9 protein-coding genes are annotated in these 12,431 nt (G+C 68.0%); all 9 read left to right on the forward strand.

What is annotated here, in order from left to right; genetic code table 11:
* The first annotated feature begins 70 nt into the window (after positions 1-70).
* Positions 71-844: a (Fe-S)-binding protein gene (locus QZ709_RS09565; protein WP_294637041.1), complete on the forward strand. Its 774-nt coding sequence runs from the start codon at positions 71-73 to the stop codon at positions 842-844.
* Positions 841-1,599 (forward strand): lactate utilization protein, encoded by a 759-nt coding sequence (locus tag QZ709_RS09570; protein ID WP_294637042.1) that lies wholly within the window; start codon positions 841-843, stop codon positions 1,597-1,599. Before QZ709_RS09565 ends, QZ709_RS09570 begins: the two co-directional genes overlap by 4 nt.
* Positions 1,596-3,041: a LutB/LldF family L-lactate oxidation iron-sulfur protein gene (locus tag QZ709_RS09575; protein WP_294637043.1), complete on the forward strand. Its 1,446-nt coding sequence runs from the start codon at positions 1,596-1,598 to the stop codon at positions 3,039-3,041. The genes QZ709_RS09570 and QZ709_RS09575 overlap by 4 nt, the downstream gene beginning before the upstream one ends.
* Positions 3,038-5,968 carry an FAD-binding and (Fe-S)-binding domain-containing protein gene (locus QZ709_RS09580; protein ID WP_294637044.1) on the forward strand — a complete coding sequence of 977 codons (2,931 nt, stop codon included), beginning with the start codon at positions 3,038-3,040 and terminating at the stop codon, positions 5,966-5,968. Before QZ709_RS09575 ends, QZ709_RS09580 begins: the two co-directional genes overlap by 4 nt.
* Positions 5,969-6,055: 87 nt before the next feature.
* Positions 6,056-7,747: a lactate permease LctP family transporter gene (locus QZ709_RS09585; RefSeq protein ID WP_294637045.1), complete on the forward strand. Its 1,692-nt coding sequence runs from the start codon at positions 6,056-6,058 to the stop codon at positions 7,745-7,747.
* Between the two features lie 192 nt (positions 7,748-7,939).
* Entirely contained in the window at positions 7,940-8,491 is a 552-nt protein-coding gene (locus QZ709_RS09590; RefSeq protein ID WP_294637046.1) for a cytochrome b/b6 domain-containing protein, read from the forward strand.
* 21 nt (positions 8,492-8,512) lie between these two features.
* Positions 8,513-9,799, forward strand: coding sequence for a hypothetical protein (locus QZ709_RS09595; RefSeq protein WP_294637048.1), 1,287 nt, complete (start codon positions 8,513-8,515; stop codon positions 9,797-9,799).
* Entirely contained in the window at positions 9,784-10,197 is a 414-nt protein-coding gene (locus tag QZ709_RS09600; RefSeq protein ID WP_294637049.1) for a c-type cytochrome, read from the forward strand. The genes QZ709_RS09595 and QZ709_RS09600 overlap by 16 nt, the downstream gene beginning before the upstream one ends.
* Before the next feature lie 363 nt (positions 10,198-10,560).
* Positions 10,561-12,297, forward strand: a complete 1,737-nt coding sequence (locus QZ709_RS09605) for a PQQ-dependent methanol/ethanol family dehydrogenase (RefSeq protein WP_294637050.1) — start codon at positions 10,561-10,563, stop codon at positions 12,295-12,297.
* Positions 12,298-12,431: the final 134 nt, after the last annotated feature.

A 12,431-nucleotide genomic window follows, 5' to 3' on the forward strand; every position in this document is an offset into this window, starting at 1 on the left:
AATTGGTTTGACCAATTTACAGGCTTTCTGGCCTGGGTCTCCGAGCGTCGGGCTTCACCCCACAGAGCGCATGACTGCCCCGTCCGACGTCTACTTCTTCGCCACCTGCCTGGTGGACCTCTTCCTGCCCGACGCGGGCCTGGACGCCATCACCCTGCTCGAACGAGAAGGGGTGCGCGTGCACGTGCCTCAGGGGCAGAGCTGCTGCGGCCAGCCGGCCTACACCAGCGGCCAACGCGAGGAGGCCATGACAGTCGCCCGCGCCCAGCTCGGGCTGTTCCCGCAGACGGACTGGCCCATCGTCGTGCCCTCGGGTTCGTGCGCCGGGATGATGAAACACCACTGGCCGCAGCTGTTTGCGGGCACGCCCGATGAGGGCCGCGCCACGGCCATCGCCGCGCGCGTGGTCGAGCTCACGGACTTTCTGCTGAACACGCTGGACCTCACCCACCGGCCGAGCTGGCCGCAACACGGCGAGCCCACGCGCGTGGCCGTGCACACCTCGTGCTCGGCCCGGCGCGAGATGGGCACCCACCAGCACGGCTGGGCCCTCGTCGACGCGCTGCCCGGCGTCGAACGCGTGGTGCACGACCACGAATCGGAATGCTGCGGCTTCGGCGGCACGTTCTCCATCCGCCACCCCGACATCTCTGGCGCCATGGTGGCCGACAAGGCTGCAGCGCTGCACGGCACGGGCGCCGCCACCTTCATCACGGCCGATGGCGGCTGCCTGCTCAACATCAACGGCAAGCTGGCCAAGTCAGAGTGCGGCAGCTTCTGTGGTCAGCACATGGCCACCTTCCTGCTGAAGCGCCTGGAAGGCGCCAAGGAGGTCAAGGCATGAGCCACACGCACGCTGACGACGCCACGCCGCGTGGCCGCATCCTCGCCCGGCTGCGCGGTGCCCTGGCCGATGCGCCCGCCGCGCACACCCCTCCGGCGGCCACGGCCGTGACTAGCCACTACGCCGGCAACACGCCGAACTGGCCCCTGACCGAACGCCTGACCCGACTCGTGAACATGATGCAGTCGGTGCAGACCGAAGTGCACCTCGTGCGCGAAAGCGACTGGCCGGCCCGCCTGGCCTGGGTGGTGGGCGACAAGGGCGTGCGCCAGATCCTGCTGGCACCGCAGACCACCCACGGCGATCGTGCCGCCCGGGCTCTGCAGCAAGCCGGCGGCTCCGCCCGCATCCGCGCCTTCGACCGCGACATCGAGCACTGGAAGGCCGAGCTCTTCACCGACATCGACGCCGGCTTCACCACCGTGCGCTCGGCCATCGCGGCCACCGGCAGCCTCATCCTCTGGCCCGATGCCGACGAGCCCCGCACCGTGAGCCTCGTGCCGCCGCTGCACATCGCCCTGCTGGACGGCCGCAAAGTGCACACCCACTTTCATGAGGCCATGACGGCCGAAGGCTGGGCCGCCGTCGGCATGCCGACAAACGCCCTGCTCGTGTCCGGCCCCTCCAAGACGTCCGACATCCAGCAGACCCTGGCCTATGGTGCCCACGGCCCCCGCGCCCTGGTGCTGCTGCTCATCGTGCCCGACGAGGTCGACCTGACCGCCCTGGCCACCGCCACCGGAGCCTGCGCATGAAGCCGATCGTTCACAAACTCGAGTTCATGCCCTCGCGCGAGTTCAAGGCCCGCGCGCACGAGGCCCTGGGCAACACCGGCCAGCGTCGCAGCTTCCGCGGTGCCATGGACTTTCTGCAGGCCAAGCGCGCCGCGCAGTTCCCCGACGCTGCCGAGCTCGAGGCCCTGCGCACGCTGGGCGAAGGCATCCGCCAGCGCTGCCTGAGCAAGCTGCCCGAGCTGCTGGAAACACTCGAAGCCCGCCTGACCGCCAATGGCGTGCACGTGCACTGGGCGGAAACGCCCGAGCAGGCCAACGCCCTCATCCGTGGGCTGGTCGTGGCTGCGGGCGGCGACCTCGTGCTCAAGGGCAAGTCGATGGTGAGCGAGGAGATCGAGCTCAACCACCACCTCGCCGAACACGACATCACCGCGATCGAATCGGACATGGGCGAGTACATCGTCCAACTGGCTGGCGAAAAGCCCAGCCACATCGTCATGCCTGCCGTCCACAAGACGCGCGCGCAGATCGCCCGGCTCTTCCACGAGAAGGTGCCGGGCGCTCCTCTTACGGAGGACGTCGACGCCCTCATCCGCATCGGCCGCCACGCCATCCGTGACCTCTACCCCCAGGCCAAGGTCGGCCTGTCGGGTGTCAACTTCGCCGTGGCCGAAACCGGCACGCTGTGCCTGGTCGAGAACGAGGGCAACGGCCGCATGTGCACCACGGTGCCCGACGTGCACATCGCCATCACCGGCATCGAGAAGGTCGTCGAATTCCTGAGCGATGTACCGCCGCTCTACAGCCTGCTGACGCGCTCGGCCACCGGCCAGCCCGTCACCACGTACTTCAACATGATCAGCGGCCCCCGCCGCGACGGCGAGCGCGATGGCCCGAAGCAGGTGCACCTCGTGCTGCTGGACAACGGCCGCAGCCAGGCCTTTGCCGACGAGCAGCTGCGCGCCACCCTGCAGTGCATCCGCTGCGGTGCCTGCATGAACCACTGCCCGGTGTACGCCCGCGTCGGCGGCCATGCCTATGGCACGACCTACCCGGGCCCCATCGGCGCCATCATCTCGCCGCACCTGCTGGGCCTGCAGAACACCAAGGACCTGCCCACCGCGTCAAGCCTGTGCGGCGCCTGCGGCGAGGTCTGCCCCGTCCGCATCCCGATCCCCGATCTGCTGCTGCGCCTGCGCGAAGAGGCCGTGCGCGCGCCGGATCAATCGGTGAGCCACCCGCTCAAGGGCCAGGGCGCTGCGCACGACCCGCACCTGGCAGGCGTCTGGCGTCTGTGGGCCTGGCTGCACGCCAACCCGCTGCGCTACCGCGCCTACACCTGGCTGGCCACCCGCCTGCGCGGCCTGATGCCCCGCAAGCAACTGGGCTGGACCCTGCACCGCATCGCCCTGAAGCCTGCCCCGAAGACGCTGCAAGAGCGTCTTGCCGAACGCCAACGATGATGACCCCGCAACACCAGGCCTTTCTGGCCGACCTGTCCCGCCACCTGCCGGCCGAGCGCCTGCTGACCGACCCGCTGCGCACGCTGGCCTATGGCACGGACGCGAGCTTCTACCGCCTCGTGCCGCAGATCGTCGTGCTGGCGCGCAACGAAGCCGAAGTCGCCACGCTGCTGCGCCTGGCGCACCACCACCAGGTGGCCCTCACGCTGCGCGCAGCCGGCACCAGCCTGTCGGGCCAGGCGGTCAGTGACTCGGTGCTGGTGCTCGTCAACGAGGGGTGGACGCAGCAGGACGTGCTGGACGAAGGCGCCCGCATCCGCCTGCAGCCCGGCGTGATTGGCCAGCATGCCAACGACACGCTGCGTCCCTATGGCCGCAAGATCGGCCCGGACCCGGCCTCGATCGCCACCGCCCGCATCGGCGGCATGGCCGCCAACAACAGCTCGGGCATGTGCTGCGGCACCCGGCAGAACAGCTACCACACGCTGCACGCGCTGCGCGTGATGCTGGCCGATGGCACCGTGCTGGACACCAGCGATCCGGCCAACGTGGCGGCCTTCCGCATCAGCCACGCCGAGTTGCTGACGGAGTTGAGCTGGCTGGCCACGCAGGCCCGCGAGAACACCGCGCTGCACGCCAAGATCCGCCACAAGTACCGCCTGAAGAACACCACCGGCTACGGCCTGAACGCGCTCATCGACTTCGATGACCCGGTGGACATCCTCACGCACCTGATGATCGGCTCGGAAGGCACGCTCGGTTTCATCGCCAGCATCACCTACGACACCGTGCCCGATCTGGCCCACAAGGCTTCGACCCTCGTGCTGTTCGACGAGCTGGACGTGTGCTGCCGCGCCGTCACGGCGCTGAAGGAGCAGGGCCGCGTCGCCGCCGTGGAACTGGTCGACCGCCGCAGCATCGCCGCCGTGCAGGGCAAGGCTGGCATGCCGGCCTTCATGTACGGCAACCTGCCTTCGGATGCCGCCGCCCTGCTGATCGAGGTGCACGCTGGCGACGCGCAAGCCCTGCAGGCCCACATCTCGGCCGTCGACACGCTGCTGCACACCTTCTCGCCCGCCGCGCTCAGCGGCTTCTCCACCGACCCCAAGGTGTGCGACACCTACTGGGCGCTGCGCAAGGGCCTGTTCCCCGCGGTCGGTGCCGTGCGCCCCGTGGGCAGCACCTGCGTGATCGAGGACGTCGCCTTCCCCGTGGAGCGGCTGGCCGAAGGCGTGCGCGGCCTGACCGCCCTGTTCGACCGCTTCCACTACGACGAGGCCCTGGTGTTCGGTCACGCGCTCGAAGGCAACCTGCACTTCGTGTTCGCGCCGGCCTTCGACAGCGACAGCGAAGTACGCCGATACAGCGACTTCATGGACGCCGTCAGTCAGCTGGTGGCCGTCGACTTCGGCGGCTCGCTCAAGGCCGAGCACGGCACGGGCCGCAATGTGGCGCCGTATGTGAAGCTGGAATGGGGCGAGGACGGTTATGCGCTGATGCGGTCCATCAAGCGCCTGTTCGACCCGGCAGGCCTGCTGAACCCCGATGTCATCATCAGCGACCGGGACGACGTGCACCTGGCGGATCTCAAGCGCCTGCCCGCTGCCGACCCCATTGTCGACACCTGCATCGAATGCGGCTTCTGCGAGCCCGCCTGCCCGTCCAACGGCCTGTCGCTCACACCCCGCCAGCGCATCGTGCTGTGGCGCCGCATCCAGCAACTGCGCCGTGACGGCAGCGACCCCTCGCTGCTGGCCGAACTCGAAGCCGAGTACGGCTGGGCCGGCGTCGACACGTGCGCCGCCACCGGCATGTGCGCCACCCGTTGCCCGGTCGGCATCAACACCGGCGCACTGATGAAGCAGCTCAAGGGCCCGAGCGCCCATGCCGTCACGGCCAGCCGCATCGAGCGCAACCTCGGCACGGTGGTGGGCACCGCCCGCATGGGCCTGGGCGCCCTGCAACTGGCCCGCAGCATGGTGGGCGAGCGCGCCACACACAAGCTCAACACCCTGGCTCACAAGGTGATCCCGGTGTTGCCCGTTGCTCCGGCCGCCACCCCGGGCCCGGCCGCACCGCTGCCCCCCGCCCCCACGCCGGCCGCCACCGAAGACAGCCAGGTGGTCTACTACGCCAGCTGCGTGAACCGCTGCTTCGCCGAAAGCCCGCAAGGCGGCGACAACCTCGCCACCCGCACCTTCAGCCTGTTTGCCAAGGCGGGCCTCACACCGGTCTACCCGCCCAACCCGGCCACGCTGTGCTGCGGTCAACCGTTCGAGTCGGCCAACGCCACCGAAGCAGCGCAAAGCGCCCTCGCCCGCACCAACGCCGCGCTGCTCGCCGCCAGCCAGCAAGGCCGACTGCCGGTCTACCTCGACAACGCGCCCTGCTCGCTGCGCCTCATCGAAGCGCAACGTGCGGGCCAGCTCGACGCCCGGCTGCAGCTGTTCGACGCCACCCGCTTCCTGGCCGAACGCGTGCTGCCCCGCTTGGCCGTCGTGCGCCAGCTTGACCACCTCGCGGTGCACGTGCCCTGCGCCACCAGCAAGGCCGGCCAGCGCGACGCGCTGCTGCGCGTGGCCCGCGCCTGCGCCCGGCAGGTCACCGTGCCCGACATTGCCTGCTGTGGCTTTGCCGGCAGCAAGGGCTTCACGCTGCCCGAGCTGAACGCCAACGGCCTGCGCCACCTGCGCGCCGCCCTGCCCGATGCCTGCGAGCACGGTGTCTCCACCAGTCGCACCTGCCAGATCGGCCTGAGCACGCACAGCGGTCGCCCCTACGCCGGCCTCGAAGCCCTGCTCGATGACTGCACGGCGGCCCGCCCCGGTGCGGCCTTCCATTCCCCGCATCCCCATTCTTCCACCGCGACACCGAGGAGACACATGACAGAACACGCGACCACCTCTGCTCCGCTGACCCAAGACTGAGCCCGGCGCCCTCCGCGCCGCACCCCTTCCCTTCAACCTGAGCGCCAGGGCTGGCCACAAGCCCGCCTGCGCGCGAAAGCGCTTTCCATGACCACCTGGATCCAGAACTACGCCCCCTTGGGCAGCCTGGGCCTGTCGGCCGCCGTCGCCGTCCTGCCCGTGGTGTTCTTCTTTGTCGCCCTCGCGGTGTTCCGCCTCAAGGGCCACGTGGCCGGCACCATCACGGTCGCCATCAGCCTGGCCGTGGCCATCCTCGGCTATGGCATGCCGGCCGACATGGCCTTCGCCGCCGCGGGCTACGGCTTCCTCTACGGCCTGTGGCCCATCGCGTGGATCATCATCACCGCGGTATTCCTCTACAAGATCACCGTCAAGACCGGCCAGTTCGACGTCATCCGCGCGTCGGTGCTGTCCATCACCGATGACCAGCGCCTGCAGATGCTGCTTGTGGGCTTCGCCTTCGGTGCCTTCCTGGAGGGCGCAGCCGGCTTTGGCGCCCCGGTGGCCATCACCGCCGCGCTGCTGGTGGGCCTCGGCTTCAACCCGCTGTATGCCGCCGGCCTGTGCCTGATCGCCAACACCGCCCCGGTGGCCTTCGGCGCCATGGGCATCCCCATCCTCGTGGCCGGCAAGGTCACCGGCATCGACCCGTTTGCCATCGGTCAGATGACCGGCCGCCAGCTCCCGCTGCTGTCGGTGTTCGTGCCGTTCTGGCTGGTGTTCATGATGAACGGCTTCAAGGGCATCCGTGACACGTGGCCGGCCATCCTGGTCGCTGGTGGCTCGTTCGCCGTCACCCAGTTCATCACCGCCAACTACGTCGGCCCCGAGCTGCCGGACATCACCTCGGCCCTCGTGAGCCTCATCTGCCTGACGCTGTTCCTGAAGGTCTGGCAGCCGCGCGAGAGCTTCCGCTTCGCAACCGCGGGTGACGGCGTCGGCGCCTCGGCCGTGGGTGGCGCGGTGCTCCAAGGTGGCCCCGCACGCGGCCGCGCCTCGGGCTACACCGCCGGCCAGATCCTCAAGGCCTGGTCGCCCTTCATCATCCTCACGGTCATCGTCACCCTCTGGTCGATCAAGCCCTTCAAGGCCCTGTTCGACAAGACCGGCCCGCTGGCCAGCTGGGTGTTCAAGTTCGAAGTGCCGCACCTGCACAACCTGGTGATCAAGTCGGCCCCCATCGTGGCCGAAGCCAAGCCCTACGAAGCCATCTACAAGCTCGACCTGTTCTCGGCCACCGGCACCGCGATCCTGATCGCTGCGCTGTTGACCGCAGTCGTCCTGCGCTTCAAGCCGCGTGACTGCGTCGAGACCTTTGTCGAGGTGCTCAATGAACTGAAGCGCCCCATCCTGTCGATCGGCATGGTGCTGGCCTTCGCGTTCGTGGCCAACTACTCGGGCCTGTCCAGCACGCTGGCCCTGGTGCTGGCCGGCACCGGCGCGGCCTTCCCGTTCTTCTCGCCCTTCCTGGGCTGGCTGGGCGTGTTCCTGACCGGCTCCGACACCTCGTCGAACGCGCTGTTCTGTTCGCTGCAGGCCACCACGGCCCACCAGGTCGGCGTGTCCGACACACTCCTGGTGGCGGCCAACACCACCGGCGGCGTGACGGGCAAGATGATCTCGCCACAGTCGATCGCCGTCGCGTGTGCCGCTGTGGGCCTGGTCGGCAAGGAATCGGACCTGTTCCGCTTCACCCTGAAGCACAGCCTGTTCTTCGCCTTCCTGGTGGGCCTGATCACCATGGCGCAGGCCTACTGGCTGACCTGGATGATTCCCTGACGCCTCGTAGATCGACACCGTCCAAGGGCTGCCATCGGCAGCCCTTTTTCATGGCGTCACAACGCGCGCAGCCCGCCAGGGTCCACGGCACGGCTTAACCACACCTTAAGCCTCAGCAGACCCGAAGGACGTTGCCTTGCGCGGCGTCTGCGCTGCCTAGACTGGCCCGGGTTCACACTCCCGCCGGTCTTCATGCAAGCTCCTTCTCCCACACGCTGGCCCGTGGCCATCGTCGTCGTCCACTGGCTGACCCTGGCCCTGTGGATCGTGGCTGTCGGCGCCGTTCTCGCTCGCGAAGGCCTCGACGATCCCGCGTTGCGCCGCACGCTGATGCTCGCGCACCGCACGGCCGGTGTGCTCGTGCTGCTGGCCACCGCGCTCCGTGCGGCCGTGCGTCTGCGTGCCGCCCGGCCCGCGCACAATCTGCCCGCCCTCACTGCCCGCCTGGCGGCTGCGGGGCATGCCGTCCTGTACCTCGCGCTCCTTGCGGTGCCGCTCACCGGGGCGCTGCTCAGCGCCCTGCACGACGGCGCTGTCCGCCTGCTCGGCCTCACGCTGCCATCGCCCTTCGCGCGCGACCGTGACCTCGCCGAGCTGCTCGAACCTGTACACACCACCGCCGCATGGGCCATGGTGGCCCTCGTCGTCGCGCACGCCGCCACCGCCCTGTGGCACCACTTCGTCCGGCGCGATCAGGTGCTCCGGTCCATGACCCTGCCCGGGGCGCCCCCCCGCCCCCACTAACCCACCGAGGAGGACCATCCCATGTCGACCCATCTGAAGCGATGGCTGTGGCGGCTCAGTGCCGCCGTCACCGTGTTGTCTGTCGCAGCACCTGCTTGGGCCGTGCCCAGCTTTGCCCGCCAGACCGGACAGGACTGCGTGGCCTGCCACATTGGCGGCTACGGCCCGCAGCTCACGCCCTACGGCATCCGCTTCAAGCTCGGCGGCTACACCGACTCCGATGGCAAGGGTGGCAAGGTGCCGCTGTCGGGCATGGTCGTCGCCAGCTACAACCAGTTCAAGAACGACGACGGCAAGGACACGAGCAAGACCCGGATGTCCGAGGCCTCCATCTTCCTGGCAGGCCGCCTCACCGACCAGATCGGCGCCTTCGTCCAGGCCACGCACGATGGCATCGAGCGGCACTCGGCCATCGACCAGGCCGACATCCGCTACGCCACGCCCCTGACCCTGTACGGCAAGGACGCCATCCTCGGCGTTTCCGTGAACAACAACCCCACCGTGCAGGACCCGTTCAACACCTTGCCCGTCTGGAGCTTCCCGTACACCAGCTCGCCCTACGGCAACGCCATGGGCGCCGAATTCCAGGGCCTGGGCGGCGTCGAACAACGCGTGATGGGCACAAGCGCCTACGCCTTCGTCGACAACCGCTGGTATGGCGAGCTGGGTCTCTACAACACCATCTCGCCCGGCGTGCAATCCAGGCTGGGCCTGGGACACGCTGATGGCCAGGAACTCGGCCGTCTGCGCAACGCGCCCTACTGGCGCCTGGGCTACATGCGAGACCTGCGCACGCAGGCCTTCTCCGTGGGTCTGTTCGGCTTCGATGGCACGCTCAAGGACCGCAGCTCGGGCGACCGCCTGGCGCGCTTCAAGGATCTGGGCGTGGACGCCAGCTACCAATTCCTCGGCACACGCGAGCACGTGGCCACCGTCAACACCAGCTACATCCGCGAGCGCAGCACCGATGCCGAAGGCGCGCGCAACACCCAGCGTGACTGGCGCCTGAGCACCTCGTACCACTTCCAGAACACCTACGGTGGCACCATCGGCTACTTCCGCGGCACCAGTGCGAATGGCGAGGCTGGCAACCGCGGCATGCTCTACCAGCTCGACTGGACCCCGTGGGGCAAGGAGTCGTCGTGGATGTCGCCATGGGCCAACCTGCGCGTGGGTCTGCAGTACGTGGCCTACCGCCGTTACGTTCAAGGCACGACGGACGAGGCCACGGGCGAGACCTCGTATGCGCCGGTCGGCCGGCCACGTGACAAGAACACCGTGAGTGTGTTCGCATGGACCTCGTTCTGACACCGCGAGGCCGCATGCAGCCACACCGATCTGCCCTCATCCTGCTGGCTCTGAACGCGGGCATCGCCCTGGCCCACGCGGCACCGGGCGACGCCGGCCGCGGTGCCGGCGTGTTCGACAGCCAGTGCGCCGAATGCCACAGCCTCAAGGAAGGCAAGAACAAGAAGGGCCCTAGCCTGTTCGCCTCCTTCGGCCGCAAGGCAGGCACCGTCGCCGACTTCGTCTACTCCGAGCCCATGAAGCAGAGTGGCATCGTCTGGACCGCCGACCGCCTGGCGGCCTACCTGGCGTCTCCGAAGACCGTCGTCCCCGGCGGCAAGATGAAGCTCGACGAGCCCATCAACCAGCAGGACATCGCCGACGTGATCGCCTTCCTGGCGATACCGCGCGCCCATTGACCCCGGCCCTGCCACGTCGCCCCCTGGCGGATTCAACCAGGCCGGCCTCAGGAAAACCCTGAGCAAGGGAAACTTGCCCGCGGCATGAGCGGGTTTTCCCTTGGTTTTACGCGCCCGCGCCCTGCTCGATGGCGCCGCGTGCTCTCCGGCGCTGCCAGCGGCCGTGTCACTGCTTCAGGCTGGAGCAGTGTGCAACGTACAAGGTGGCACAGTTTCTTGGGTAAACCCTGCGCCCGGCGCTCGCCAAAGCCGCTTCAATTCCCTCCACTGTGTCAGCCATGCGCGTTTGACCAGCAAAACGAACTGGCACGGGCCTTGCCCTCAGCACACCTCGTCCTTCCCCCCAACACTGAGGAGACTCGAATGAAGTTGAAGACCCTTTCCCTGTTGATGGCCGCCGGCCTGGCCTCGTTTGCCGGCCACACCGCGGTCACCGACGCCATGCTGGCCAACGACGCCAAGACCACCGGCGACGTGCTCTCCTGGGGCATCGGCACCGAAGGTCAACGCTTCTCGCCGCTCAAGACCATCAACACCAAGAACGTGGGCAAGCTGGTCCCGGCCTGGTCGTTCTCGTTCGGTGGTGAAAAGCAGCGCGGTCAGGAATCGCAACCGCTGGTCCACAACGGCAAGATGTTCGTGACCGGTTCGTACTCGCGCATCTACGCGCTGGACGTCAAGACCGGCAAGAAGCTGTGGAAGTACGAGCACCGTCTGCCTGAAGGCATCATGCCCTGCTGCGACGTGATCAACCGCGGCGCCGCCCTGTACGACAACCTGGTGATCTTCGCGACCCTGGACGCCCAGCTGGTTGCCCTGAACCAGGAAACCGGTGAAGTCGTCTGGAAGGAAAAGATCGACGACTACGCCGCCGGCTACTCGGCCTCGGCCGCGCCGCTGATCGCCGAAGGCCTGCTGCTGACCGGCGTGTCCGGTGGTGAATTCGGTATCGTGGGTCGTGTGGAAGCCCGCAACCCCAAGACCGGTGACCTGGTCTGGGTGCGTCCGACGGTGGAAGGCCACATGGGCTACACCTACGACAAGGACGGCAACAAGAAGGAAAACGGCATCTCGGGCACCCGCAACGCCACCTGGACCGGTGACCTGTGGAAGACCGGCGGCGCAGCCACCTGGCTGGGCGGCACCTATGACGCCAAGACGGGTCTGGCCTACTTCGGCACCGGCAACCCGGCTCCGTGGAACAGCCACACCCGCAAGGGCGACAACCTGTTCTCGTCGGCCACCGTCGCCATCGACGTGAAGACCGGCCAGATCAAGTGGCACTACCAGACCACCCCGCACGACGGCTGGGACTTCGACGGTGTGAACGAGTTCGTCACCTTCGACCTGAACGGCAAGCGCATGGGCGCCAAGGCCGACCGCAACGGCTTCTTCTACGTGCTGGACGCCACCAACGGCAAGCTGGAAAACGCCTTCCCGTTCGTCAAGAAGATCACCTGGGCCAAGGGCATCGACCTGAAGACCGGCCGTCCGATCGAGAACCCGGAAAGCCGTCCGGGTGACCCGGCTGCCGGCGACGGCAAGAAGGGCAAGACCGTGTTCAGCGCCCCGTCCTTCCTGGGCGGCAAGAACCAGATGCCGATGGCCTACAGCCCGAACACCGGCCTGTTCTACGTGCCGGCCAACGAATGGGGCATGGACATCTGGAACGAGCCGATCGGCTACAAGAAGGGTGCTGCGTTCCTGGGCGCCGGCTTCACCATCAAGACCGTGTTCGACGACTACATCGGCGCCATGCGTGCCGTGGACCCGAAGACGGGCAAGATCGTCTGGGAAGTCAAGAACAACGCCCCGCTGTGGGGTGGTGTGCTGACGACCGCTGGCGACCTGGTGTTCTGGGGCACGCCGGAAGGCTACCTGCAGGCCGCCGACGCCAAGACCGGCAAGATCCTGTGGAAGTTCCAGACGGGTTCTGGCGTGGTTGCACCTCCCGTGACCTGGGAAGACAAGGGCGAGCAGTACGTCGCCGTGGTCTCGGGTTGGGGCGGCGCCGTGCCTCTGTGGGGCGGCGAAGTGGCCAAGAAGGTCAACTTCCTGGAGCAAGGCGGCTCGGTCTGGGTCTTCAAGCTCGTGAAGTGATCTGGTTCCATCCAGAGCCCTGAGACCCAGGGCTCCTTCCAGAGGCCTCGGCGTTCCTCCACCGCCGGGGCCTTTTTTTCGTCTGTGCAGGGCGCATGACCCGCACCCGGCCGCTGCGAAAAAAAAGCGCACAC

This window comes from uncultured Aquabacterium sp. (assembly GCF_913773725.1).
Classification (GTDB): Bacteria; Pseudomonadota; Gammaproteobacteria; order Burkholderiales; family Burkholderiaceae_C; genus Aquabacterium.

Coding starts and splice junctions, on each gene's coding strand:
- QZ709_RS09600 (WP_294637049.1), top strand. CDS start 9,784: ATGGACCTCGTTCTGACACCGCGAGGCCGCATGCAGCCACACCGATCT.
- QZ709_RS09605 (WP_294637050.1), top strand. CDS start 10,561: ATGAAGTTGAAGACCCTTTCCCTGTTGATGGCCGCCGGCCTGGCCTCG.
- QZ709_RS09575 (WP_294637043.1), top strand. CDS start 1,596: ATGAAGCCGATCGTTCACAAACTCGAGTTCATGCCCTCGCGCGAGTTC.
- QZ709_RS09570 (WP_294637042.1), top strand. CDS start 841: ATGAGCCACACGCACGCTGACGACGCCACGCCGCGTGGCCGCATCCTC.
- QZ709_RS09595 (WP_294637048.1), top strand. CDS start 8,513: ATGTCGACCCATCTGAAGCGATGGCTGTGGCGGCTCAGTGCCGCCGTC.
- QZ709_RS09580 (WP_294637044.1), top strand. CDS start 3,038: ATGATGACCCCGCAACACCAGGCCTTTCTGGCCGACCTGTCCCGCCAC.
- QZ709_RS09565 (WP_294637041.1), top strand. CDS start 71: ATGACTGCCCCGTCCGACGTCTACTTCTTCGCCACCTGCCTGGTGGAC.
- QZ709_RS09585 (WP_294637045.1), top strand. CDS start 6,056: ATGACCACCTGGATCCAGAACTACGCCCCCTTGGGCAGCCTGGGCCTG.
- QZ709_RS09590 (WP_294637046.1), top strand. CDS start 7,940: ATGCAAGCTCCTTCTCCCACACGCTGGCCCGTGGCCATCGTCGTCGTC.